The organism is Haloarchaeobius salinus, from assembly GCF_024464185.1.
Lineage (GTDB): Archaea > Halobacteriota > Halobacteria > Halobacteriales > Natrialbaceae > Haloarchaeobius > Haloarchaeobius salinus.
On the sequence record NZ_JANHAU010000001.1, the window covers coordinates 265,308 to 289,608 of the forward strand.

The 24,301-nt window shown below is 68.7% G+C and carries 19 protein-coding genes; 11 read left to right on the forward strand and 8 right to left on the reverse strand.

Features of this window, described 5'->3' with window-relative positions:
• The first annotated feature begins 70 nt into the window (after positions 1-70).
• The gene (locus NO345_RS01315; protein ID WP_256295922.1) at positions 71-490 is read left to right on the forward strand and encodes a PPC domain-containing DNA-binding protein; all 420 of its coding nucleotides are present in this window, start codon (positions 71-73) and stop codon (positions 488-490) included.
• A complete protein-coding gene (locus NO345_RS01320) occupies positions 490-4,641 on the forward strand; it encodes a DNA-directed DNA polymerase II large subunit (protein ID WP_256295923.1) in 4,152 nt (1,383 codons plus the stop codon). Before NO345_RS01315 ends, NO345_RS01320 begins: the two co-directional genes overlap by 1 nt.
• A 45-nt stretch (positions 4,642-4,686) precedes the next feature.
• Here NO345_RS01320 and NO345_RS01325 read toward each other — a convergent pair whose 3' ends face one another.
• A complete protein-coding gene (locus NO345_RS01325) occupies positions 4,687-5,901 on the reverse strand; it encodes an RNA-guided endonuclease InsQ/TnpB family protein (RefSeq protein ID WP_256295924.1) in 1,215 nt (404 codons plus the stop codon).
• Between the two features lie 236 nt (positions 5,902-6,137).
• On the opposite strand from NO345_RS01325, the gene NO345_RS01330 reads away from it, so the two are divergent.
• The 4 genes from NO345_RS01330 to NO345_RS01345 all read left to right on the forward strand — a co-directional run bounded on the left by NO345_RS01330 (position 6,138) and on the right by NO345_RS01345 (position 12,095).
• On the forward strand, positions 6,138-6,992 hold the full coding sequence (locus tag NO345_RS01330; RefSeq protein WP_256295925.1) for a CBS domain-containing protein: 855 nt from the start codon (positions 6,138-6,140) through the stop codon (positions 6,990-6,992).
• Positions 6,985-8,715 carry a glycine--tRNA ligase gene (gene glyS, locus NO345_RS01335; RefSeq protein WP_256295926.1) on the forward strand — a complete coding sequence of 577 codons (1,731 nt, stop codon included), beginning with the start codon at positions 6,985-6,987 and terminating at the stop codon, positions 8,713-8,715. The genes NO345_RS01330 and glyS overlap by 8 nt, the downstream gene beginning before the upstream one ends.
• 1 nt (position 8,716) lies before the next feature.
• The gene (locus tag NO345_RS01340) at positions 8,717-9,334 is read left to right on the forward strand and encodes a diacylglycerol/polyprenol kinase family protein (protein ID WP_256295927.1); all 618 of its coding nucleotides are present in this window, start codon (positions 8,717-8,719) and stop codon (positions 9,332-9,334) included.
• A gap of 313 nt (positions 9,335-9,647) precedes the next feature.
• Positions 9,648-12,095 (forward strand): DEAD/DEAH box helicase, encoded by a 2,448-nt coding sequence (locus NO345_RS01345; RefSeq protein ID WP_256295928.1) that lies wholly within the window; start codon positions 9,648-9,650, stop codon positions 12,093-12,095.
• Between the two features lie 28 nt (positions 12,096-12,123).
• Here NO345_RS01345 and NO345_RS01350 read toward each other — a convergent pair whose 3' ends face one another.
• Positions 12,124-12,726 (reverse strand): Sjogren's syndrome/scleroderma autoantigen 1 family protein, encoded by a 603-nt coding sequence (locus NO345_RS01350; protein WP_256295929.1) that lies wholly within the window; start codon positions 12,724-12,726, stop codon positions 12,124-12,126.
• A 177-nt stretch (positions 12,727-12,903) separates the two neighbouring features.
• Between NO345_RS01350 and NO345_RS01355 the strand changes: the two genes are divergently transcribed.
• Positions 12,904-13,620 (forward strand): cohesin domain-containing protein, encoded by a 717-nt coding sequence (locus tag NO345_RS01355; RefSeq protein WP_256295930.1) that lies wholly within the window; start codon positions 12,904-12,906, stop codon positions 13,618-13,620.
• Positions 13,621-13,696: 76 nt separating this feature from the next.
• Complete coding sequence (gene mdh, locus NO345_RS01360; RefSeq protein WP_256295931.1) at positions 13,697-14,611, forward strand: malate dehydrogenase; 915 nt, start codon at positions 13,697-13,699, stop codon at positions 14,609-14,611.
• A gap of 8 nt (positions 14,612-14,619) precedes the next feature.
• Here mdh and NO345_RS01365 read toward each other — a convergent pair whose 3' ends face one another.
• The 5 genes from NO345_RS01365 to NO345_RS01385 all read right to left on the reverse strand — a co-directional run bounded on the left by NO345_RS01365 (position 14,620) and on the right by NO345_RS01385 (position 20,089).
• Entirely contained in the window at positions 14,620-14,760 is a 141-nt protein-coding gene (locus NO345_RS01365) for a hypothetical protein (protein ID WP_256295932.1), read from the reverse strand.
• Positions 14,761-14,832: 72 nt separating this feature from the next.
• A complete protein-coding gene (locus tag NO345_RS01370) occupies positions 14,833-16,812 on the reverse strand; it encodes a bacterio-opsin activator domain-containing protein (RefSeq protein ID WP_256295933.1) in 1,980 nt (659 codons plus the stop codon).
• A gap of 51 nt (positions 16,813-16,863) precedes the next feature.
• Positions 16,864-17,112, reverse strand: coding sequence for a ferredoxin (locus tag NO345_RS01375; RefSeq protein ID WP_256295934.1), 249 nt, complete (start codon positions 17,110-17,112; stop codon positions 16,864-16,866).
• Positions 17,113-17,180: 68 nt separating this feature from the next.
• Complete coding sequence (gene cgi121, locus NO345_RS01380; protein ID WP_256295935.1) at positions 17,181-17,705, reverse strand: KEOPS complex subunit Cgi121; 525 nt, start codon at positions 17,703-17,705, stop codon at positions 17,181-17,183.
• Positions 17,705-20,089 carry an ATP-dependent DNA helicase gene (locus NO345_RS01385; protein WP_256295936.1) on the reverse strand — a complete coding sequence of 795 codons (2,385 nt, stop codon included), beginning with the start codon at positions 20,087-20,089 and terminating at the stop codon, positions 17,705-17,707. Before NO345_RS01385 ends, cgi121 begins: the two co-directional genes overlap by 1 nt.
• A 277-nt stretch (positions 20,090-20,366) precedes the next feature.
• Between NO345_RS01385 and NO345_RS01390 the strand changes: the two genes are divergently transcribed.
• From NO345_RS01390 to NO345_RS01400, 3 genes are all read left to right on the forward strand, one after another.
• Positions 20,367-21,803, forward strand: coding sequence for an MFS transporter (locus NO345_RS01390; RefSeq protein WP_256295937.1), 1,437 nt, complete (start codon positions 20,367-20,369; stop codon positions 21,801-21,803).
• 53 nt (positions 21,804-21,856) lie between these two features.
• A complete protein-coding gene (locus tag NO345_RS01395; protein WP_256295938.1) occupies positions 21,857-23,158 on the forward strand; it encodes an oxidoreductase in 1,302 nt (433 codons plus the stop codon).
• A gap of 142 nt (positions 23,159-23,300) precedes the next feature.
• Positions 23,301-23,453: a hypothetical protein gene (locus NO345_RS01400; RefSeq protein WP_256295939.1), complete on the forward strand. Its 153-nt coding sequence runs from the start codon at positions 23,301-23,303 to the stop codon at positions 23,451-23,453.
• A gap of 12 nt (positions 23,454-23,465) precedes the next feature.
• Here NO345_RS01400 and NO345_RS01405 read toward each other — a convergent pair whose 3' ends face one another.
• Entirely contained in the window at positions 23,466-24,143 is a 678-nt protein-coding gene (locus tag NO345_RS01405) for a rhodanese-like domain-containing protein (protein ID WP_256295940.1), read from the reverse strand.
• Between the last annotated feature and the right edge of the window lie 158 nt (positions 24,144-24,301).

Sequence of the window (24,301 nt, forward strand, 5' to 3'; positions counted from 1 at the left end):
CCGACCAGCCGCGGCTCCGGTCGCGGCCGATGACACTACCTTTTTGCCGTCGACCCCCCTTCACGGGGATATGCACTACCGGGAGGTCGCCACCGAGCGGGAGTTCTGCTGTCGGCTGGAGACCGGCGGCGACTGGCGCGCACAGCTCGAGGAGCTGGCCGCCGACGAGGAGATCGAGGCCGCCTGGTTCACCGGACTCGGCGCGGTCCAGGACGCCGAGGTGTGGTTCTACGACCAGGAGACCTGCGAGTACGACGCCGTCACCTTCGACGAGCCGCTGGAGGTCGCCGCCTGCGTCGGTAACGTCGCCGACCTCGACGGTGAGCCGTTCGCGCACACCCACGCCGTGCTCTCGCGGCCGAGCGGCGGCGCGCTCGCCGGGCACCTGGACGCCGCGACGGTCTGGGCCGGCGAGCTGTACGTCCGAGTGTTCGAGGAACCGCTCGTCCGCGAGCACGACGAGACCACCGACCTGGACCTCTGGCTATAATGCGGGAGGCAGACGAGCGCTACTTCGAACGGATCGAATCGCGCCTCGGCGAGGCGTTCGACCTCGCAGAGCGCGCGAAGGCGACCGGCGGCGACCCCGAACCGGAGGTCGAGATCCCGACCGCCCGGGACATGGCCGACCGCGTCGAGAACATCCTCGGCATCGACGGCGTCGCCGAACGGGTCCGCGAACTCGAGGGCGAGATGAGCCGCGAGGAGGCCGCCCTCGAACTCGTCGAGGACTTCGTCGAGGGCAGTGTCGGCGACTACGAGTCCCGCGAGGGGAAGGTCGAGGGTGCGGTCCGGACCGCCGTCGCCCTGCTCACCGAGGGCGTCGTCGCGGCCCCCATCGAGGGTATCGACCGCGTCGAACTGCTGGAGAACGACGACGGCACCGAGTTCATCAACGTCTACTACGCCGGCCCCATCCGCTCCGCCGGCGGGACGGCACAGGCGCTCTCCGTGCTCGTCGCGGACTACGCCCGCGCACTGCTGGACATCGACCAGTTCAAAGCTCGCGGTGACGAGGTCGAACGATACGCCGAGGAGATCGCGCTGTACGACAAGGAGACCGGCCTCCAGTACTCGCCGAAGGACGAGGAGACGAAGTTCATCGCCGAGCACATGCCCATCATGCTCGACGGCGAGGCGACCGGCGACGAGGAGGTGTCGGGCTTCCGCGACCTCGAACGCGTCGACACCAACTCCGCCCGCGGCGGGATGTGCCTCGTCCTCGCGGAGGGGATCGCGCTGAAGGCCCCGAAGATCCAGCGCTACACGAAGAACCTGGACGAGGTGGACTGGCCGTGGCTCCAGGACCTCATCGACGGCACGTACTACGACAAAGGTGGGGGCGACGACGACGGCGAGAGCGACGCGGACGACGACGGCGAAGAGACCGCGTCCGAGGACAGCGACGACGGCGAGAGCGACGCGGACGACGGCCCGACCGGCCCGCCACGCGTCGAGAAGAGCCAGAAGTTCCTGCGGGACCTCATCGCCGGCCGCCCCGTCTTCAGCCACCCCTGCGAGTCCGGCGGCTTCCGGCTGCGCTACGGCCGGGCGCGCAACCACGGCTTCGCGACGGCGGGCGTCCACCCCGCCACGATGCACCTCGTCGACGACTTCCTCGCGACCGGGACCCAGATAAAGACCGAACGTCCCGGCAAGGCCGCCGGCGTCGTCCCCGTCGACTCCATCGAGGGACCGACGGTCCGACTCGCCAACGGCGACGTGCGCCGCGTCGACGACCCCGAGGAGGCACTCGAGATACGCAACGGCGTCGAGCGCATCCTCGACCTCGGCGAGTACCTCGTCAACTACGGCGAGTTCGTCGAGAACAACCACCCGCTCGCGCCCGCCTCCTACACCGTCGAGTGGTGGCGCGGCGAGCTGGACGAGGCGGGCGCGGACGTCCAGGCACTCAGGGACTCCCCGCACGTCGACCTCGAGGACCCCAGCGCCGAGGAGGCGCTGGAGTGGGTCGCGGAGTACGACGCGCCGCTGCACCCCGCGTACACCTACGTCTGGCACGACGTCTCCGTCGCCGCCTTCGACGAACTCGCCGAGGCCGTCGCCGACGGCTACGTCGAGGACGGCGTCCTGCACGTCCCGCGCCGGGGCGAGGTCCGCGAGACCGTCGAGACGCTGCTGAAACCGCACTACCAGACCGACGACGAACTGCTGATACGGGACTACGCCCCCTTCCTCAGGTGCCTCGGCGTCGACGCGGACCTCGAACGCACCTGGACGCTCGACGACCTCTCCGAGCGCGCGCTGACCTGGGGCACCAGCGACGACACGGTCGACGCCGGGCAGGTCGCCGACCCTGCCGACCCCGACGACGACCACCCGCCCGGCACCAACGCCATCGAGGCCGTCAACGAGGTCGCGCCGTTCACCGTCCGCGAGCGTGCCCCGACCCGCATCGGGAACCGGATGGGCCGGCCCGAGAAGTCGGAGTCACGCGACCTCTCACCTGCGGTCCACACCCTGTTCCCCGTCGGCGAGGCCGGCGGCAGCCAGCGCTCCGTCGCCGAAGGGGCGAAACACGCCCCCGACATGCGCTCGACCCCCGGCCGCATCGAGGCCCAGGTCGGCACCCGCGAGTGCACCGGTTGCGGCGAGAAAACGTTCGAGACGCGCTGTCCCGACTGCGGCGAGCGCACCGAACCGTACTACTTCTGCCCCGACTGCGAGCAGGCGCTCGAACCCGACGACGCGGGCCGGGTGTACTGCGACCACTGCGAGGTCGACGGGACCAGCGTCGAGTTCCACGAGATCGACCTCAAGGAGCAGTACTGGAGCGCCATGGACGAGGTCGGCGAGCGCGAGAACGCCTTCGAGATCCTGAAAGGCGTCAAGGGGCTCTCCTCGACGAACAAGACGCCCGAACCCATGGCCAAGGGCGTCCTCCGCGCGAAACACGGCGTCACCGCGTTCAAGGACGGCACCGTCCGCTACGACATGACCGACCTCCCCGTGACCGCCGTCCGCGCAACCGAGCTCGACGTCACCGCCGACCAGCTCCGCGCGCTCGGCTACGAGACCGACGTCCACGGCGACGAACTCCGCCACGACGACCAGCTCGTCGAGCTCAAGGTGCAGGACATCGTCCTCTCCGACGGCGCGGCCGAGCACATGCTCAAGACCGCCGACTTCGTCGACGACCTCCTCGAATCCTACTACGGCCTCGAACCGTTCTACGAGATGGACGAGCGCGAGGAGCTCGTCGGCGAGCTCGTCTTCGGGATGGCACCCCACACCTCCGCCGCGACCGTGGGGCGGGTCGTGGGCTTTACGAGTGCTGCGGTCGGGTACGCGCATCCGTACTTCCACGCGGCGAAGCGCCGGAACTGCTTCCACCCCGAGACGAAGATCTGGTTCGAGGACGAGGACGGCGAGACCCACTACGACGAGATTCGCTCGTTCGTGGAGGAGCGGTTGGACCCGGACTCAGCTGAGGAGGACGATTTCGGGACGCTCGTGCAGGCACTCGATGGGGAAGTATCGGTTCCGTCGCTCGCTGACGACGGCACGCTCGTTCGAAAGCCCGTAGAGGCGGTGTCGAAACACCGCTCGACGGATCATCTCATCGATATCGAGACCGACGACGGACGGTCGATCACGGTCACACCCGAGCACTCCATGGTCGTCTGGGACGACGGGCCACGGCACGTCGATGCACGTGAACTGGCGGTCGGTGATGAGATTCCGGTCGCTACGGTCGGGGCGAGCGTCACCGGCTCCGTCGACTCGGCTCTGACCGCAGACGGCGGTTCTCCGGAGGTTCACGTAGTAGAACGGGTTCAGATTCGGCAGTCGGACGTCGAACACACGTACTCCCTCACGGTCGCAGACACGCACCGGCTCGTGGCGAACGGGATGCATGTGAAGCAGTGTGACGGCGACGAGGACTGCGTCATGCTCCTGCTCGACGGCCTGTTGAACTTCTCGCGAGCCTACCTGCCGGACGCTCGGGGCGGCCGGATGGACGCGCCGCTCGTCATGTCCAGCCGCATCGACCCCTCGGAGATCGACGACGAGGCGCACAACATGGACATCATGTGGGAGTACCCGACCGAGTTCTACGAGGCGACCCGGGAGATGGCCGACCCCGAGGAAGTGGAGGACATCATGACGATAGCCGAGGAGACCCTCGGCACGGAGCGGGAGTACACCGACTTCGCCCACACGCACGACACGACGGACATCCACATGGGGCCGGCGCTGTCGGCGTACAAGACGCTGGGGTCGATGCAGGACAAGATGGACGCCCAGCTGCACCTCTCGCGGAAGCTCCGGGCGGTCGACGAGACGGACGTGGCCGAGCGCATCATCGAGTACCACTTCCTGCCGGACCTCATCGGGAACCTGCGGGCGTTCAGCCGGCAGGAGACGCGCTGTCTGGACTGCGGCGAGAAGTACCGTCGGATGCCGCTGACCGGCGACTGCCGGGAGTGCGGCGGGCGGGTGAACCTCACGGTCCACCAGGGCTCGGTGAACAAGTACATGGGGACGGCGCTGATGGTGGCCGAGGAGTTCGGCTGCCGTGACTACACCGTCCAGCGCCTGGAGAAGCTGGAGAAGGCGCTCTCGTCGGTGTTCGAGGACGACACGAACCGCCAGACGGGCATCGCGGACTTCATGTAAATTGCCTCGGGGTCAAGCCCCGAGTCTTTCGCGTGAACTCCCGTTCTACCCACCAACAGTGGGAGGCGAATATTCGCCGTTCACGTTCAACGTCCCGCGATTCAAGCACACATCTACGGGTGCGCCTCCGTCGTTTGCGTTTTGCCGACGACGGAGATACTGCAAACCGATATTCTTGGAAGCATTGTAGTCCGCGTGATTCTCGTACCCACACTTCTGACAACAGAACGCTTCACCAGACCGATTGTCGCCGTGGGTAAACCCACACGTCGAACACCGCTTTGACGTGTTTCGAGGGTCAACCTGTACGACTTCTACGCCGTACTCCGCTGCTTTGTACTTGACGTACTCGTAGAGCTGTCGGAACGCCCAGATGTGTTGCCACGTCGCCTTCGAGATGTTTTCGCGAATATGGGTCAAGTCCTCGAACACGATGTGTAAGCAGTCGTGTTCGACAGCCTCCTCAATGAGTTCGTTCGCAACAGAGTGCAGGTATATCTCGAATCGCCCTGTCTCTTTGCGACCGACACACTCGATGTTCTCGTGAGCGTGACGCGAGCCGCACTGTTGGAGCGACCCACGGCGTTTCTCGTATTCTCTGCGCCAGTGGTTGAACTCATCAGCCGACCAGAAGCGCCCTGTGGAGGCGACGGCGAGGTTGTTGACGCCCAAATCCACACCAAGGACTGTTCTGTGCTCGGACTCGGATTCAGACGATTCGTTGTCTGCTTCGACCTTCCGCATCGACGCATGCAAGTACCAGTCACCGTCGCGGTGCTGTAAGTGCGCCATCCGAAACTCGAAGTCCTCGTCAGATATGTACTTCGTCGGTGGTTTCTCCGAGTCTTCGGGAAGGATGTAGTCGCACTCGATTCGTCCATCAACGGTGGAGAGGGAAACGTGGTCGCGGTGGAACGTCGCACTTCGCTTGTCGTACACCGTACTATCCGCTGAGAAGTAGGGTCGCGACGTGTTCTCTCCACGTTTGAGGCGTTCGACGCCGCTTTTGACGGCTTCGACAGCCCGCCTGATGCCTTTCTGGACGAGGTTGGCGGTGAGGTCGGTTTCGTCGCGGAGTTGGTCGTAGAGTGCTTGTTCGGCTTTGGCTTTGGAGATGACGTGGTATCCGTCGTCGCCATGCCAGCACCACTCTGATGCAGTGTTGGCGCAGTGTTTGAATTGCTCGACAGTCTCTCGGAGGAGTGGGTTGGCTCCTTCAGGGGTGTCGAGTTTGATCACGGCGGTTCGACGGAATTCCACTGTGTTTCACATATTAGCTTATAGTTACTTAAAGTCAGGGAGGTGGGCTGCCTTTGTAGCGTGGTTTGTGTAATGTTTGTAGACTTCCTTCCCGAGGTCAAGCCCTGGGGCATCCGGCTTGACTTTTCTGTGAGTGGGGCTGCGGTACTGTGACATGGTTCTGTGGAACACACCCTGTGTGAGTACCCAACGAAGAAACAGGGCCTTTAAGCGGCTTTTGCACGTATCCGGCGGGTATGAAAGTTGCCGACGCGATGACGCCGCGCTCAGAGTTGGTCACCGTCGAGCTGCCGGGCACCCGCGACGACGTGCTCGAGTACCTCCAGGAGTACGGCTTCTCTTCGGTTCCAGTCGTGAAAGAGACGGACGGCGTCGAGGCGTACCGCGGGCTGGTCTCGCGGGACCTGCTCATCGAGCGCCCCGACGAGGACCAGCTGGCGCTGCTGATGGACGAGGACGTGCCGACGACGACCCAGGAGACGGACCTCACCGAGGTCGCGCGCCTGATGGTCGAGGCGGGCGCGCGCCGGGTCCCGGTGGTCGACGGCGAGCTCGAGGGCATCGTCACCATCACCGACGTGATCCGCGCCATCGCCCGCGAGAAGGTCGAGACTGACGCGGTCGCCGGCGACGTGGCGACCCGCGACGTGAACACCACCTACAGCGGCACGCCGCTGCCGGTCGTCGAGCGCGAGCTCTACTACGCGAACGTTCCCTACGCGGTGGTGCTCGACGACGACACCGACCCAGCGGGCATGATCACCGAGGTCGACATCGTCGCGGTCGCCCGCATCGTCGAGGGCGAGGAGGACACCGGCGACTCCATCGCGAACCAGGACGACGAGTGGGCATGGGAGGGCATCAAGGCCGTCGGCGGCCGCTACCTGCCGACCCGGAACGTCGAGGTCCCCGCGACGGCGGTCTCCGAGTTCATGACGGAGGACCTCGTTACGGTCTCCGCGAAGAAGACGGTCGTCGAGGCCGCCCAGCTGATGATCCGGCACGACATCGAGCAGGTCCCGATGTTCTCCGGCGAGCCGCTCGTCGGCATCGTCCGGGACATCGACCTGCTGGAGGCGCTGTATGACTGAGACGGCGGACGTCGTCGAGCTCGCGAAGCGACGGGGTTACTTCTTCCAGGCCAGCGGCGCGTACGGCGGCGTCTCCGGCTTCTACACGTTCGGCCCGCAGGGCGCGGCGCTCAAGCGCAACATCGAGGACGCCTGGCGCGACCGCTTCACCATCCAGGAGGGCAACCTGGAGGTCGACGCGCCGACGGTCGCCCCCGAGCCGGTGTTCGAGGCGTCGGGCCACCTCGACGGCTTCGACGACATGCTCGTCGAGTGTCCGGAGTGCGGCGAGAGCCACCGCGCGGACCACATCATCGAGGACAACACGGACATCGAGGAGGCCGAGAGCTACCCGATCCCCGAGGTCGAGGAGCTCATCGCGGAGTACGAGCTGGTCTGCCCGTCCTGTGGTGCCGGCCTCGCGGGCCAGACGGTGACGGCGTTCAACCTGATGTTCGAGACGAACATCGGCCCCGGCTCCTCCCAGCCGGGCTACCTGCGGCCGGAGACGGCACAGGGCATCTTCGTGGAGTTCCCGCAGCTGAAGGAGTACGCCCGGAACCAGCTCCCCTTCGGCGTCACCCAGATCGGCCGCGCGTACCGCAACGAGATCTCGCCCCGGCGGTCGCTGCTCCGGGTCCGGGAGTTCACGCAGGCCGAGCTCGAGCTGTTCGTCGACCCCGAGGAGGACGAGCCGGACCTCGACGCGGTGCGCGACGTGACCGCGCCGCTGTACTCGGCGGCGATGCAGGAGGACCCCGACGCCGCGGCGGCCGAGTGGACCATCGGCGAGGCGGTCGACGAGGGCGTCATCGGCGACGAGTGGGTCGCGTACTACCTCGGCGTCGCGAAGGAGTGGTACGACCGCGTCGGCGTCGACATGGAGCGGTTCCGGTTCCGCCAGCACCTCTCCGGCGAGCTGGCGCACTACGCGGCGGACTGCTGGGACGCCGAGGCGGAGGTCGACGGCGACTGGATCGAGCTCGCGGGCTTCGCCTACCGCGGCGACTACGACCTCTCGAAGCACGCCGAGCACTCCGACGACGACTTCACGCTGTTCAAGCAGTACGACGAGCCCAGGACGGTCGAGCGTGCGACGGTCGACCCGGACATGAGCTACCTCGGTCCCGAGTTCGGCGGCGCAGCCGCCGGCATCGCCGAGGCGCTCCAGACGCTCGCCGAGCGCGACCGGACGGCGTTCGACGGTGACAGTGTGTCGGTCGAGGTCGACGGCGATGCCTACGACATCCCGTCCGAGCACGTGAACTTCAGCGTCGACGAGGTGACCGAGTCCGGCGAGCACATCACGCCCCACGTCGTCGAGCCGTCGTTCGGCGTCGACCGCGCGCTCTACACGGTCGTCCACCACGCCTTCAGCGAGGACGAGGTCGAGGGCGAGCACCGCAACTACCTCGCGCTCGAGCCCGAGGTCGCCCCGACGTTCGTCGGCGTCTTCCCGCTCACCGACCAGGACGGCCTCCCGGAGCGCGCACGCGAGGTGGCACAGGAGCTGCGCGACGCGGGCCTGTCGGTCACCTACGACGACTCCGGCTCCATCGGTCGGCGCTACCGCCGGCAGGACGAGGTCGGCACGCCGTTCTGTGTCACGCTCGACGGCGACCCGCAGGGTACCGCGACGGTCCGCGAGCGCGACTCGACCGACCAGATTCGGGTCGACCTCGCACACCTCGTCGACACCCTGACCGCCCTCCGAACCGGCGAGGCGACCTTCGACGACTACTGAGATGGACGACGAGGTCGCCAGACGGCTGGTCCACGCGAGCGGGGCGATACTGCCGACCACGTGGGTCGTCGGCCAGCTGGACGCCGTCCCGGAGCTCCCCTGGCAGGTGGTCCGGTACGTGCTCGTTCTGGCGACCATCCTCGCACTGGGGCTGGAGGTCATCCGGCTGTTCGTCGGCCTCGACTGGGCCATCTTCGAGAAGCTCACCCGCGAGTACGAGCAGGAGAACCTCGCGGGCTACGCGCTCTACATCATCGGCGGGACGTTCGCGGGCCTCCTGTTCGTCCCCGAGGTCGCCGTCCCAGCGATGTACATGCTGACCATCGGCGACCCCATCAGTGGCCTGCTCGGGTCGGGCGAGCTGCGGACGGTCAAGCGCCCGCGCGTGCTCGGGACGATGTTCGTCGTCTCGCTCGCGTTCGCCCTGCCGTTCCTGCCGGTCGTCGCGGCCGTCGGCGCGGCGGTCGCGTCCACGCTGGCCGACGGCGTCAAGCCGGTGGTCGCGACGTACGTCATCGACGACAACCTCACCATCCCCATCCTCGCGTCGATGGCCGCGGCCGCGGTGCTCGTCGCCACCGGCGAGCCGGTCGAGGCGGTCGTCACCGCGATGGCCTGACCGGACCGGCGACTGGACCTCGGAACGCCCCGTCCCATCGCCTCGACGACCCTACACACGTAGGCCCAACCTACAGCAACGAGGCAGGGGCACGTTCCGGTGGATCATGACGACACTCGAGCTCATCATCGCGGCCGCGGTCGTCCTGCTCGTGCTCGCCGTCGTCGTCGCCGTCGTCGGCGACGAGGAGCTGCTGATCGAGCTCGTCGGCGAGCTCATCGACTGACGGGCCGACGATCCGTCCCACCCCGTCGTTTCACTTCCACCCCGGTCGGCGAACCCTTAACCGGGACGACGCCCAATCCCGCGGTAGATGGCGACGACGGACAGCGACGGGGAGTCCATCGAGCACCCCCTGCTCACCCCTGGATTCCTCGAACGACGGCTCTACCAGCTCAGACTGGCCGGTACCGCGACCGAGGACCACACCCTCGTCTGTCTGCCGACCGGTCTCGGGAAGACGACGGTCAGCCTGCTGGTGACCGCCCGGCGGCTCGACGAGGTCGGCGGGAAGTCGCTGCTGCTCGCGCCGACGAAGCCGCTCGTCCAGCAGCACGCCGAGTTCTACCGCGAGGCCCTGACGATCCCCGACGACGAGATAGTGGTGTTCACGGGCGACGTGAGCCCGGACGACCGCGCGGCGCTCTGGGAGGACGCCACCATCGTCATCGCGACGCCGCAGGTCGTCGAGAACGACCTCGTCGGCGGGCGGGTCTCGCTGCGCGACGTGACTCACATCACGTTCGACGAGTGCCACCGCGCGACCGGGGACTACGCCTACAACTTCATCGCCGAGCGCTACCACGGCGACGCGGCCGACCCGCTCGTCACCGGGATGAGCGCCTCGCCCGGCGGCGACGCCGAGGAGATAGCGGAGGTCTGTGAGAACCTCGGCATCCGCGCGGTCGAGGTGATGACCGAGGAGGACGCCGACGTCGACGAGTACACCCACGACACCGAGGTCGAGTGGGAGAAGATACAGCTCCCCGAGGAGGTCATCGAGATACGCGACGCGCTCAACGATGTCATCTCGGACCGGCTGGGCAAGCTCAAGGAGCTCGGGGTCACCCGGAAGACCTCGCCGGACCTCTCCGAGCGCGAGATACACGAGATACAGGCCCAGCTCCGACAGATGATGGACAACGACCAGTCCGCGGGCTACGAGGGGATGAGCTTCCTCGCGGAGATACGCAAGCTCCGGACCGCCGTCACCTACGTCGAGACGCAGTCGGTCGAGGCGACCTGCCGCTACTTCGAGCGCCAGCAGAACGCCGCCCGGTCGTCGGGCGCGTCCAAGGCCAGCCAGCGCATGGTGTCGGAGCCGAAGGTCGAGGAGGCCATCCGTCGCGCCCACTCGTTCGACGACATCCACCCGAAGTACCGGAAGGCGCGCATCCTGCTCGCGGAGACGCTCGGCATCAAGGACGGCGAGCGCGTCATCGTCTTCACCGAGTCCCGCGACACCGCCGAGGCGCTCACCGACTTCCTCTCGAACCACTTCGAGACGCGCCGGTTCGTCGGGCAGGGCGACAAGGAGGGCTCCGACGGGATGACCCAGAAGGAACAGCAGGCGGTCCTCTCGGCGTTCAAAGCGGGCGAGTTCGAGGTGCTCGTCTCCACCAGCGTCGCCGAGGAGGGCCTCGACGTACCCGAGGTCGACCTCGTGCTGTTCTACGAGCCGGTGCCGACGGCCATCCGGTCCATCCAGCGCAAGGGCCGAACCGGCCGACAGACCGAGGGCCGCGTCGTCGTCCTGATGGCCGAGGACACCCGCGACGAGGCGTACTTCTGGATCTCTCGCAGGAAGGAGAAGCAGATGGAGTCCGAGCTGCGCGAGCTGAAGGGCGTCGCCGACGAGGTCGCCGCGGACCTCGACGACGGCCAGACCAGCCTCGGCGAGTTCGACGACGGCGAGGCGGAGTCGGAGATGCAGCCCGGGCTGCAGGAGTTCGGGGGCGAGGACGACGGGTCCGACCCCGACGAGGCGGAGACAGACGACGATTCAACCGACGAAGGAGAGGAGGAGTCCACGACCGAAACCGCCGAGACGGCCGTCAGCGACGGCGTCGTCGCCACACCCGATTCCGACCCCGACGAGGACCTCGCCGAGATCGTCGTCGACCAGCGCGAGATGGACTCGGCGATTCCGCGGGAGCTCTCGACGCGCGACGACGTCACCACCCGGCTGGAGACGCTCGAAGTGGGCGACTACGTGCTCTCGGACCGCGTCGCAGTCGAGCGCAAGTCGGTCTCGGACTTCCTCGACACGCTCACCGGCAGCGACCGTTCGCTGTTCGAACAGCTACGGGACCTCTCGGGGCACTACGCCCGGCCCGTGCTCATCATCGAAGGGACGGACAGCCTCGTGGGCACGCGGGACATCCACCCGAACGCGGTCCGGGGCGCGCTGGCGTCGCTCGCGGTCGACTTCGGCGTGAGCGTCCTCCGCACCGAGAGCGAGGCCGACACCCGTGACCTCCTCGCGGTCATCGCGGGCCGTGAGCAGACGACGAACGACCGCGAGGTGTCCGTCCACGGCGAGAAGGCCAAGAAGACGCTCACCGAGCAGCAGGAGTACGTCGTCGGGGCCATCGCGGACATCGGCCCGGTGACGGCGCGGTCGCTGCTCGCGCACTTCGGCACCGTCGAGGACGCGCTGTCGGCCACGGAGGAGGACCTGCTCGAGGTCGACGGCGTCGGGTCGGTCACCGCAGAACGGATCCGCGAGGTCGTCGGGAGCCAGTACGAGCCCGGGCGGTAGGCGGAAGAGACGGTGTTCTTCGCGGGTTTCAGCGGCCCTGTAGCGCCGCCAGTGTCTCCGTCGCCTCGCGGACGGTCCGCAGGTACTCACGTGCGCGTTCCGGGTCGTCGGTGTTCGCGGCGGCCTCGCTGAACCGTCGGATGGTCGCCTCGATGGCCGCGGCCGCGTCGTCGAACTCGGCGGCGTCCGCCGGCGTCACCGGTGTTCGGTCGTCGGCGCGCCGCGTTCGTCCGACGTGCTCGCGGGCCGGGGCTCGCGTTCGCTCCGGCGTCTCGGCCGCCCCCGCCGGCGTGGTACCACGGGTGCGTGCCGGCTGTTCCGGGGTCGGCTCGGCCTCCGACGCCCCGTCTCGTCCGGGTGCCGGCTCCGTCTCGGGTTCGTCGGTGGACTGTTGCTGCTGTGCCTGCTGCTCTGCGGCCGGCTGGCCCCCACCCTGACAGGACGGACAGAACTCCTGGCCGTTCTGACGGAAGATCGGGTCGCCACAGCGGTCGCAGTGCCTGTTCGTCATCGTCGCGCCCTTCAGCAGGAGCTCGCTCATCCGACGTGTCTGCTCGCGCTCTTGCTCCTCGGTGGCGAACTGCTCGCGCAGCTTCTCTCGTTCGGCCTCCTTGTCGAACTCCTCGCTCATGGGTGGTGGAACGTGTGCGAGGTCGAAAAGGGTACTGCCATCGACTCGTCTGCCCGTCGCCCCGGCCGCGACCGACGGTGCCCTCCCACCGCGTAACGCTCGCAGACCGACGCCGGCCTTCTTTCGCCCCCGGCGACCTGCACGTTTATTCCGTTCCGGGCGAAAGCAGACGCAACGATGTCATCGGAACGTCATGCGTCGGGGCTCGTCGTGCTGGTGGCCCTGGCGACGGTCTGCGGGCTGCTCGCACCGGGCGTCGTCGCGGCCGAGCAGTCCGAGGCAACGATCACGGTCGGCGACGCGAGCGCCGCACCGGGTGAGACGGTGACCGTGGCGGTCGCCGTCGAGGGGGAGAACATCGCGGGCTACCAGGCGAACCTCACGTGGGACCCCACGGTCCTGCAGTTCGAGTCCGTCGAGGGGGCCGACTTCTCCGCACCGGTGCAGAACGCGAACGAGGGCTGGGTGTTCATGACCCAGTCGCAGTCGAGCGGGACGCAGTCGCCGACGGTCGCACGCGTCACGTTCACGGTCGTCGGGGACGGGGGCGACGAGACCGACCTCGCGTTCGTCGAGGCGGACACCTCCACGAACGACGAGTCGAGCCAGCTGGTGACCGCCGTCGAGGGCGGCACCGTCACCGTCGCCGGCGGCAGCGCGCAGGCCGACGCCGACGGTGGCGACGACGACGCCGCGGGGGACGACGGCGGGACGGCGGCCGGGACGAGCAGCGGTGGCGACGACGCCGCCAGCGACGGCAGCACCAGCACGGCCGAGTCGAGGGACGGCGGCGACAGCGGGCTCTCGCCGACGCTCGTCGCGGGCGGCATCGGCGGTGCGGTCGTCGTGCTCGGTGCGGGCTACGTGCTCGGCCAGCGCAGCGGTGGCGGGTGACCGGTGCGGCGGGACGGTCGCCAGCAATGCCGACTTCGACACGTTTAACCGAGAATCGAGAGCAGTTTCGAGTGTTATGGCGAAAGTTAGCGTAGTCGGCGCGGCCGGCACCGTCGGTGCCGCCGCAGGCTACAACCTCGCGCTTCGTGACGTGGTCGACGAGCTCGTCTTCGTGGACATCCCGGACCAGGAGGACGTGACGGTCGGACAGGCCGCGGACACCAACCACGGTATCGCATACGACTCGAACACGTCGGTCCGCCAGGGCACGTACGCCGACACGGCCGGCTCGGACGTCGTCGTCATCACGGCGGGCATCCCGCGCCAGCCCGGCCAGACCCGCATCGACCTCGCGGGCGACAACGCGCCCATCATGGAGGACATCGGTTCCTCGCTGGCCGAGCACAACGACGACTTCATCACCGTGACGACGTCGAACCCGGTCGACCTGCTCAACCGTCACCTGTACGAGGTCGGCGACCGCGACCGGAACCAGGTCATCGGCTTCGGTGGCCGACTCGACTCCGCGCGCTTCCGCTACGTGCTCTCCGAGCGCTTCGATACGCAGGTCCAGAACGTCGAGGCGACCATCCTGGGCGAGCACGGCGACGCGCAGGTCCCCGTGTTCTCGAAGGTCCGCGTCGACGGTGCGGACCCCGAGTTCAGCGACGACGAGAAGGAGGAGATCCTCGGCGACCTGAAGGAGTCCGCGATGAACGTCATCGAGCGCAAGGGCGCGACCGAGTGGGGCCCGGCGACGGGCGTCGCCCACATGGTCGAGGCCATCCTGCACGACACCGGCGAGGTGCTGCCGGCGTCGGTCAAGCTCCAGGGCGAGTTCGGCCACGACGACGTGGGTCTCGGCGTCCCCGTCAAGCTCGGCAGTGACGGCGTCGAGGAGATCGTCGAGTGGGACCTCTCCGAGTTCGAGCGCGACCAGCTCGGTGAGGCCGCCGACAAGCTCTCCGAACAGTACGAGAAGATCGCGTAACTCGGTTCCTACGTCGGTTCGTCGCCGTCACGCTGCGACGGCGGTCCGGCGACCTCGACGCGTGCGGAACGTGCCTGTGCCTCCGATACCCGAACGTCGAGCAGTTCCGCCCACTCGCGGAGACGAGCGGTGTAGTCGTCGGTCGACATGGTTATGAGATGCATCGACACGAAATCTCATAACTGTTGTCCCGGGACTGTCCGGCCGGCCGCGGGCCGTGCTCAGGGTCGGTCGAAGAACTCGCCGACCAGCTTGCGCTCGGCCGCCCGGAGGTGCTGGTGGTACGTCGAGCGGGCGATACCCATCGACTCGGCGAGGTCGTCCCCGCTCGTCGGACGGGGCCACTCGAAGAAGTCCCCGAAGTAGGCCCGCTGGAGCGCGGTGAGCTGGCGGTCGGTCAGCTCCTCCTCCAGCGCGGCGATGAACTCCTGTTTCGTCGTCGCGGCCCGCTGGCGCTCGCGGTACGCCCCGAGACTGACGCCGTCGAACGCCTGCTCGACGTTGTCGACGACTGTCCGGGCGTTGGCCTCCCGGGGGAGTTCCACCTCGACGGTCGTCGTCTCCGGCGACGCCTCGATGTCGGTCACGTCGCCACCGTACTCCGCGAGCGTCGACAGCAGCCCGGAGCTGCCGATACTGAACTCGACGAGCGAGACGCCCTCGTTCCGGGTGATGACCTTCGCCGCGGCCACGTCGTCGTGTCCCTCGGCGATCTCGACGACATCGTCGGGGTCCTCGGACTCGACGGTGAAGAACATCCCGAGCGTGTCGTCGTCGCGGTACACCGAGCCCGCGTACGACAGCGTCGCGTCCGCACGCTGGGCAACGTCGACGAAGAACACCGACGGGTCGTCGACGTGGAACGAGAGCTCCACGATGTCGTCGGCCGTCAGCGTGCGGCGCGTCTCCGCCGCCGACACCGCCGTCGCGACCATCCGGCCGAGCGCGGCGAGGATGGCGGCCTCGCGCTCGTCCAGCGCCGCCGCGTCGGAGGTGTACACCGTCAGCACGCCGTAGCGGGCGTCCCGGTACACCAGCGGGATGACCGCCAGGCTCTCGAACGGCTCGTCCGTCCGTGCCTCGTGCCAGTCCACCGTCGGCAGCTCGTCGACGGAGGCGACCTGCACCTCGCCGGTCTCGATGGCGCGGGCGACTGGACCGTCGCTCCGACTGAGTTCCAGCGGTTCGCCCTCCTCGCTCCCGCCGACGATGACGGTCGGGCGGATGCTGTCGTCGGCCAGGTCCGGCTCGCCGACCCACGCGCAGGTGTACGGGTCGGTGTCCGCGAGCAGCTCGGTGACGTTCCGCTCGATGCTCGCCCGGGTCGTCGACTCGACCAGCGCCCGCGTCGTCTCCTGGACGACGCCGTTCACCCGGTCGAGCAGGTGCTCGAGCCCCGCACGCTCGGTGTCGAGCATCGCGGCGCGGTGCTCGGCCGTGCGCTCGGCCTCCACGCGGTCGGTCACGTCGGTCTGGAACCCCACGAAGTGTGTCACCTCGCCCGCCTCGTCCCCGACCGGCGCGATGTCCACCCGGTTCCAGAACCGCTCGCCCTCGTCCGTGTAGTTCACCAGCTCGACCGACTCGGGCTCCTCGTTCTCGATCGCCTCGCGCATCGCCCGGACGGCCTCGGGGTCGGAGTCCTCGCCCTGGAGGAACCGGCAGTTCCGGCCGATGGCTTCCCCGCGCTCGTAGCCCGTGAGCCGGACGAACGACTCGTTGACGTAGATGAGCGGCGTGTCCGGTGCGGTCGCGTCCGCGATGGTGATGCCGACCGGGGCCTCGTCGAGTGCCCGCTCCTTCAGCCGGTCGGTACCCGTCCCCGCGTCGATGCACGCGCTGACGCGCTCGCGCAGTCGGTCCTCCCAGTTCCCGGTCCCTCGTCGTACGTAGCCGTCGACCCCCGCCGCGACTGCCTGCTCGGCCACCCGCTCGCTGCCGACCGCCGTACACAGCACGACCGGCACCCGGCCGTGGACCGCCCGGATGGTCTCCAGCAGCTCCAGCCCGGTCGCCTCGCCGAGGTCGTGCTCGCTCACGACACAGTCCGGCACCGCGCGCCCGATGGCCGAGAGTGCCTCGCCGTCGCTCTCGGCGACCTCGACCTGCACGTCGTCCCCAAGCGCCGTCAGTACAGCCGCCGTCTCCGCGGCCCGGTCCTCGTCGCCGTCGACGACGAGGATCCGGGGCATCGCACTCATGTATACCCGTATCGGGCTCCCACCCTAAAGTACTTGTCAGTCTTTCGCACGCTACGGGATCAGCTGTTCGCCGTCGTCGTCGTACACGACGATGGCGTCGACCGGACACGACCGCGCCGCGAACTTCGCGTCCAGCTCCTCGCCCTCGGGTACCTCGACGGCGAACACGTCCTCGGCGATCTCCTCGCCCCCGACGAGGTCCGCCTTCCCGTCGTCCGTGTCCTTCTCGAAGCCCTCGCCCCACTCCGCCACGCACTGGAACATCCCGATGCAGGTGTCCCGGTCGAACTCGACTCGCATGGTCCGGGTTTCGTCCGAGCCGGGTATATGGTTGACGGGGCTGGGTTCCGGTCCGAGGACGGGCCGGCTCACTTCTCGACGACGAGCAGCGAGACGCGCTCGCGGACCAGCTCGGAGAGCGAGGCGTCGGTCGCGGCGCGCTCTGCGTCCGAGATTCCGAAGAACTCGCAGACGCGGGCCTCGTCGGTGGCTGATTCGAGCACCTCGTCGTCGGTCCAGCCGGCGGCGAGCGCGTCCGCGGCGGCGGCCTCGCGGTCGTCGCTCGCGAACGGGTCGTCGGGGAACGCGCCCACGACGACGGCGACGACCGGCACGTCGTCGCCCTCGCTGACCCCGAGTTCGAGTGCGCGGGAGATCTGCCGGCGGCCGGCGGCGTACAGCAGTACCTCGACGCCGGGGTCGCGGGCGATGGCGTCGTCGCGCCGCCAGGCCCGCGCCGCGCGGTCGACCGCGGCCCGGAGGTGGGCCTCGTCGACGACGTACCGCGGATCGAACGCCTGGACGACGCAGTCGTGCTCGGCGGCGACCGAATCGAGGACCGCGAGGAACTCGTCCACGTCGGCGACCGTCGTCCGGCCCTGGACCACCCGCATCAGAAGTCACCCAGGCTGGTCTGGCTCTGCGGTTCGTCGTCCGCCTCGTCCTCGTCGCCGTCGTCGCCGTCCGCGACCAGCTCGCTCGCCGGGTCGACACCCTCGACGGAGGGGACCTCCCGGCCGGCGTTCCCCATGATGGTCTCGGCGGTCTTCGGCCGGTCGCCCAGCGCGGCGAGCACGACCGACTTCTCGACGGTGCGCAGGTCCTCCCGGTCCTCGATGCCCGCGTCGTAGAGCCGGCGGGCGCGTTTCCGGCCGACCTCGCGCACCGAGACGAGCTCGAGCAGCTCCTCGCGGACGCCGTCCTGCACGCGTTTCTTCGCCTCGCGCACCCCGACCGTCACCGGGCCGGGGAGGTCGAGCTCGCCCGCGATGCGCTCGGTCGCGCCGAGCAGCCACTCCGCCGTCTCGACCTTCCCGCGGAGGTCGCCCGGCCCCACGTCGTAGCGTTCGGTGATGCGGTCCTCGTCCACCTCGTCGGCCCAGTCCTCCAGCATCCGGGCGGTCTTGAGCGCGGAGAGCCAGTCCTCGAAGCGGTCCTCCTCGTACTCCGTCGGCGCGGGCCCGAGCAGCTCTTCCTCGCGCTCGTAGAACACCTCCGTGTACTCCTCGCGGTCGCCCGACTTCAGGTAGAGCTCGTACATGTCCGGCGTGCGCGAGAGCAGCTGGTAGAGCCCGAGCGGCGTGGGCTTCTCGACGCCGTCGCCGGTGTCGGGTTCGTCGACGGTGGACTCCTCTTTCTCCCCGTCGTCGGCCCGGCTGAACGTCTGGAAGCCCGCCGTCGTCTCCTCGGCTTCGAACTCGGTCGTCGGCTCGGTCGTGCCCGCGATGGACTCCAGTCCGTCGATGATGGTCGCCGCGCTCATCGGGTCGAGGTAGAGCATCGAGACGGTGTAGCCGACGTTCGTCGCCGCGAGTTCGTCGCCGTCGCGCTCGACGAAGCCGTTCTGGACGAGGTAGTCGACGACGCTGTCGGCGACGCGCTCCAGCCGTCCTTCTTCGGTGGACTGGCTGGCGTAGAGCGTCCGTTCGAGGAACGAAAGCAGTCCCTTGCGGGTGCGGGCGAAGCCGGACGCGATGGTCGCGAGCACGTGGGTCCGCATCGCCGGCTCGACCGCGAGCTTCGACCGGACGTCCTCGGGCTCGGCGTCGATGTACCGCTCCTCCAGCTCCTCGATGTCCTCGTGGCTGTTCGCGAGGAGCACCGCCTCGCCGTAGGGGTCCCGGCCGGGCCGGCCCGCCCGCCCCATCATCTGGTGGACCTCGAGCACCGACAGGGGCTGCATCCCGGTGCCGTCGTAGCGACGCCAGTCCCGCACGACGACGCGCCGGCTCGGCGTGTTCACGCCCGCCGCGAGCGTCGGCGTGGCCGAGACGACCTTCAGCTTGCGCTCGCGGAACGCGTCCTCGACGAGCGACCGGTGTTCCCGTGCGAGCCCGGCGTGGTGGAACGCCGCGCCCTTCGCCACGGTGTCGGCGAGGTCGTCGCTCGTCTCCGCGTCGCTCACGTCCCGGATCTCCTCGGCGAGCTCGGCGAGCGCCTCCTTCGTCTCGCTGTCGAGGAACGGCTCGACCACGTCGCCCAGCCGGCGGGCAGACGCCTCCGCGTTCCGGCGGGAGTTGACGAACACCAGCGAGGAACCGCCCTCCGAGAGCGTATCGCGTACGAGGCCGGCTGTCTGCTTCTCGCCGTTCCGGACCGGCACCTCCCGTTTCGTGTCGTCCTCGAAGTGCAGCGCCTGCCCGTAGTGGACGCCCTTCCGGAGCTCGATGGGTCGCCAGTCGGAGTCGACGAGTTCCGCGTCGAGCCACTCGGCGATGTCCTCGGCGTTGCCGACCGTCGCCGAGAGCGCGACGACCTGCAGCCCGGGGTTGGTCTGCCGGAGCTTCGCGAGGGTGACCTCCAGCGTCGGCCCCCGGTTCCGGTCGTCGATGAGGTGCACCTCGTCGGCGACGACGCAGGTCAAATCCTCCAGCCACGGCGCGCCGTTGCGCACCAGCGAGTCGACCTTCTCGCTGGTCGCGACGACGATGTCCTTCTCGGCGAGCCAGCCGCCGTCGGACTCGTAGTTGCCCGTCGTGACGCCGACGCTCACGCCGAACGCCTCGAACGCCTCGAACTCGGCCTTCTTCTCGGAGGCCAGCGCCCGCAGCGGAACGATGTAGAGCGCCTTCCCGCCGCGCTGGACCGCCGACAGCATCGCCAGCTGGGCGACGAGCGTCTTCCCCGACGCGGTGGGGACGGAGGCGACGAGGCTCTGCCCGTCGGTGACGCCGGCCTCGACCGCCTCGGCCTGTGGCGGGTACAGCTCGTCGATGCCCTGCTCGTGGAGCTGGTCGACGAAGGCCGACGGGACTCCCGGCACGTCCGCTGTCTTCATCTACCCCCCATTGGCTCCTGTCGTGGTTTAAACTGTCGTGTCGTGATGGCTCGCTCGTCACCTGTCGGGTGTGTGGTTGCGTGACATACCGTCCCCAGTTCTTTATACCACACCGTCCACGGTCCACTCGAACCGTTCCATGACTCGCCGGCATCTCGGCCGTCCGGTGTTCGACCCCCGCTCGCCGCCTGCTTCCATCGCGGCCCGATAGCCGCAGCACTCGGGTTCGCCTCGCTACATTCCGTAGCCGCAGTGTCCCACTCGAACACAGACACAGATGCCGACATCAACCGAGTCCCCGGCGTCGAGCCGGGGCTCACGCGACGCCGAATCGTCGACGACCCACGGACCGCCCACCGACGACCAGCCCACGGACCGCGGATCGCCCACCGGCGAAGAACCGTCCGCCGACCGACAGCCGTCGCTCTGGCGCAACCGCGACTTCCGGCGCTTCTTCGCGGGGCAGTTCGTCACCAACGCCGGCGACAGCCTCTACACCGTCGCCGTCCTCTGGCTCGTCTTCGAGCTGAGCGGCTCGACGGTGCTGACCGGTATCGCGAACTCGATGCTGCTGCTCCCGTGGCTCCTGCAGATCCTCGCCGGCCCCATCGTCGACCGCCTCCCGCTCAAGCCCGTCCTCGTGGGCTCGCAGGTCGTCCAGGGAGTCGTCGTCCTCGCGCTGCCGCTCGCGGCCGCGACGGGGAACCTCAGTGTCGGGGTCATCCTCGCGGTCGTCCCGCTGCTGGTGCTGTCGACGCTGGTGATGGCACCGATGCAGACGACGCTGCTGCCCCGCATCGTCCCCGAGAACCGGCTCTCGAACGCCAACTCCGCGCTCGCGACCGTCACGCTCGGGCTGGACATGGTGTTCGACGCGCTCGGCGGCGCGTTCATCGCCGTCTTCGGCGCGACGACGCTGTTCCTGTTCGACTCGGTGACCTTCGCGCTCGCCGCGCTGCTGTTCGCCGGCATCGCCATCGGTGGCGACGACGGCGACGACGGCGAGGACGAGCAGCCGAGCGAGGAAGCGGACGAGGACGACACCGACGAGTCAGTCCTCGACGCGTACTTCGACGACCTCCGGGCGGGCATCGACACCCTCCGTGGGACCGTCTTCGTCGAGCTGATACTGATGACGGCGGTCGCGAACTTCGCCATCGGCGTGACGCTCGCCATCCTGCCGTCGTTCGGCGCGGGCCTCGGCGGCCCCGCCGTCTACGGCCTGCTGCTCGGCGCGCTCGGCATCGGCCGGCTCGTCGGCTCGGTCGTCGCGCCCCGGCTCGAAGGGGTCCGGTACGGCCGCCTGCTGCTCGTCGGCCACTCGCTGGGCGCGTGCTGCTGGGTGGCCGCGGTCTACGCGCCGACGCCCGCGCTCACCGTCGTCCTGTTCGGCCTCTCGTGGGTGCCCGCCGGCGCGAGCGGCGTGCTCACGGCGACGCTGAACCAGACGGTGTTCCCGAAGGACCTGCTCGGCCGCGTCTCCTCGGTGAAGGGGACCGCATCCGGGGCGACGCTCCCGCTCGGCTCGCTCGTCGGCGGTGTCGTCGCCGCGGTGCTGGGAACGACGACGACCATGGGCCTCGCCGCCGTCGGCTTCGGGTTCACCGGGCTGTACACGCTCTTGCGTCCGCGGGTTCGACGGCTGCCCTCGGTCGCCGACGCCGACCCCGCCGCGTTCGACGTGGCAGTGGCAGGTGACGGCGACGGGGAGTAGTCCCGTCCGAACCACCCCACGAGTTTTCCTCGCTCGCACCCGAACCTCCACCCATGCCGACGCTCGACGACCCGGTGGAGGTCGGGTCGCTGACCCTCCCGAACCGGCTCTACCGGGCCCCGCTGCTGGAGTGTGCGGGGAACGGCGACGGCGCGGTCGACACGCTCATCCAGGATTTAGAGCCGGGAGCGGCGACGGGCGCGGGACTGCTCTGTCAGGGCGCGACCATCGTCCGCGGTGAGGGTGGCTGTGCCGCGCCGGGGATGACGAGGGTGCACGACCCCGAGTTCGTCGCCGAACTCGAACGGCTCACCGACCGGATTCACGAGCACGGGAGCCACGTCTTCTGCCAGCTGGAACACGGTGGCCTGCGGAGCATGGAGACGTGGCACGCCGAGTATCGCGCCGAGCATCCCCACCTCGAACAGCTCGCGGTCTCGCGGCCGCCGTGGCAGCTCCGGCTGCTCGACCGGCTGGGATTCCTCGAGTTCTCGCCGCGCGTGCTCTCCACCCAGGAAGTGCGGGAGCTGGCCCGGGATTTCGCGAGGGCGGGAGCGCGGGCCATCGACGCGGGCTACGACGGCGTCCACGTCGCGGGAGCGAACATGGGCATCGTCCAGCAGTTCCTCAGCCCGTTCTACAACCGGCGCGACGACGAGTTCGCCGACGGCGTGCGCTTCCTCGAACTGCTGCACGACGAGTTCCGCGACCGGGCGGGGGACGCGCCGCTGGTGACGAAGATTCCAGTTGAGACGCCGTCACCCCAGGTCGTCCGTCGGCGCATCGACGCGGACGACGCGGTCGTCATCGCGGAGCGGCTGGCCGAGACCGGCTACGACGCGCTCGCGCCGGTCGAGACCTCGGTGGTGTGGGACATGAGCATCGTCCGGGGGGAGTACCCCGCCCGGGCGTGGGGCGAGTCGTCGCTCCAGCCGGCGTACAACGCGGCGTTCGGCGGCCGGCTCCGCACCGAGGCGGTGAAGCTCGGCAACAGGGTCGAGTCGCTGTTCTACGGCTTCGAGCCCGCGTGGAACGCCGACGTGGCCCGGCGCATCCGCGACGCCGTCGACGTGCCCATCATGCTGGAGGGGGGCATCAGGGAGCGCGGCCGCATCGACCGCCTGCTCGGGGAGTCGTGCGACCTCGTCGGGATGGCCCGGCCGTTCTACGCCGAACCGAAGCTCCCGGCGCGGCTGCTCGGCGAAGTACCGGAGTCGACGAGCGCGCTCTGTGCGAACTGCAACAACTGCACGGTGCCGCAGGTGACCGCGGAACCGGGCCGGTGTCGCACGCCGAGTGTCGTCCGCGAGCGCGCCCGACGCGAGCGCGCCGGCGAGTACGAGACCGGTCGCTGAGGCGTGCAGCCCCGGAATATTCCGGGTGTGGCCGCACGTTCGGCTACAAACCTTATGATTGTGCAGTCCGCAACACCGTGTACATCACTCACATGGGGTCGACGGTCGACCACGGGTGACACACACGGGGGTCCGACAAGCAATGGCACAGTGTAACGTCTGCATGGAGGACATCGACGAGGAGGAAGAGACACACATCGAGGTCGTCAAACCGATGGAGTACAAGGGCTCGACCCAGCAGATACGCCACTACTACTGCAGCATCTCCTGCCTGCTCGACCAGGCTCAGGAGTAGCGCGGCCCCGGCTCAGGGACCGGTGACGAGTCCATCGGCGAGTCTCCCGAGCGGTGCCTCGACGGTGTACGACGGCGTCGAGAGCGTCAGTACCGACTCTTCGGTGATGTCCGCGAAGCGCACGTGGACGGTGTAGGAACCGTCGGCCGCGATGGGGGCGGCCTCGTCCTGATCGGACGCGAGGTCGCGGACCCAGGCCATCTCGTCGGCGTCGTCCGGGTCGGTCTCGCCGCTGATCTCGTAGAAGGCGGTGCTCGACTGCCCGGTGACCGGGTAGCCGCGGTCGACCCACTCGAAGTAGCCCTCGTCGATGACGTGGACGTCGGAGTAGCCGTTCTTCTGGAGGTGGGCGGCACGGAGCGACGAGAGGTGGTGCGGACAGCCGCAGTAGCAGACGATGCGGGTGTCGGTGTCCCAGTCCATCACCGGGTCCCCCGGCCCGCCCGGGTTGGCGGCCGGGCTGCTCACCGCGCCGACGATGTGTGACTGGTCGTACTGGCCGGGGCCGCGTGCGTCGACGAATCTGGCGGACTCCGCCTGGTGCCAGTCGTAGGTCTTGTCGACGGCCTGGAGGCTGATGGTCTCGCCCTCGACCACGGTGACGTTCGCGTCGCTTCCCCCTGCGAGACAGCCCGCGAGTCCGGCCGCACCCAGGGCGGCCGAACTCGCGAGGAACGTGCGGCGGCGCATGTCGGGCGCTAGGTACTCGACGTGGATAGCGATGTTGGTCGACTGCAGCCCCCTCTGTTTCCACTGGAGAAGGAGGTGCTGGAGTGCGGAAACGGTCCAGTCGAAGCATCTGAAGAGTCCGTCGTGGTCGGTCTCCGATGGCCGCGTGGGGTTCGGAC

Coding starts and splice junctions, on each gene's coding strand:
- NO345_RS01330 (WP_256295925.1), top strand. CDS start 6,138: ATGAAAGTTGCCGACGCGATGACGCCGCGCTCAGAGTTGGTCACCGTC.
- NO345_RS01375 (WP_256295934.1), bottom strand. CDS start 17,112: ATGCGAGTCGAGTTCGACCGGGACACCTGCATCGGGATGTTCCAGTGC.
- NO345_RS01405 (WP_256295940.1), bottom strand. CDS start 24,143: ATGCGCCGCCGCACGTTCCTCGCGAGTTCGGCCGCCCTGGGTGCGGCC.
- NO345_RS01320 (WP_256295923.1), top strand. CDS start 490: ATGCGGGAGGCAGACGAGCGCTACTTCGAACGGATCGAATCGCGCCTC.
- NO345_RS01395 (WP_256295938.1), top strand. CDS start 21,857: ATGCCGACGCTCGACGACCCGGTGGAGGTCGGGTCGCTGACCCTCCCG.
- NO345_RS01345 (WP_256295928.1), top strand. CDS start 9,648: ATGGCGACGACGGACAGCGACGGGGAGTCCATCGAGCACCCCCTGCTC.
- NO345_RS01340 (WP_256295927.1), top strand. CDS start 8,717: ATGGACGACGAGGTCGCCAGACGGCTGGTCCACGCGAGCGGGGCGATA.
- NO345_RS01365 (WP_256295932.1), bottom strand. CDS start 14,760: ATGTCGACCGACGACTACACCGCTCGTCTCCGCGAGTGGGCGGAACTG.
- glyS (WP_256295926.1), top strand. CDS start 6,985: ATGACTGAGACGGCGGACGTCGTCGAGCTCGCGAAGCGACGGGGTTAC.
- NO345_RS01315 (WP_256295922.1), top strand. CDS start 71: ATGCACTACCGGGAGGTCGCCACCGAGCGGGAGTTCTGCTGTCGGCTG.
- NO345_RS01355 (WP_256295930.1), top strand. CDS start 12,904: ATGTCATCGGAACGTCATGCGTCGGGGCTCGTCGTGCTGGTGGCCCTG.
- NO345_RS01370 (WP_256295933.1), bottom strand. CDS start 16,812: ATGAGTGCGATGCCCCGGATCCTCGTCGTCGACGGCGACGAGGACCGG.
- mdh (WP_256295931.1), top strand. CDS start 13,697: ATGGCGAAAGTTAGCGTAGTCGGCGCGGCCGGCACCGTCGGTGCCGCC.
- NO345_RS01390 (WP_256295937.1), top strand. CDS start 20,367: ATGCCGACATCAACCGAGTCCCCGGCGTCGAGCCGGGGCTCACGCGAC.
- NO345_RS01350 (WP_256295929.1), bottom strand. CDS start 12,726: ATGAGCGAGGAGTTCGACAAGGAGGCCGAACGAGAGAAGCTGCGCGAG.
- NO345_RS01385 (WP_256295936.1), bottom strand. CDS start 20,089: ATGAAGACAGCGGACGTGCCGGGAGTCCCGTCGGCCTTCGTCGACCAG.
- NO345_RS01400 (WP_256295939.1), top strand. CDS start 23,301: ATGGCACAGTGTAACGTCTGCATGGAGGACATCGACGAGGAGGAAGAG.
- cgi121 (WP_256295935.1), bottom strand. CDS start 17,705: ATGCGGGTGGTCCAGGGCCGGACGACGGTCGCCGACGTGGACGAGTTC.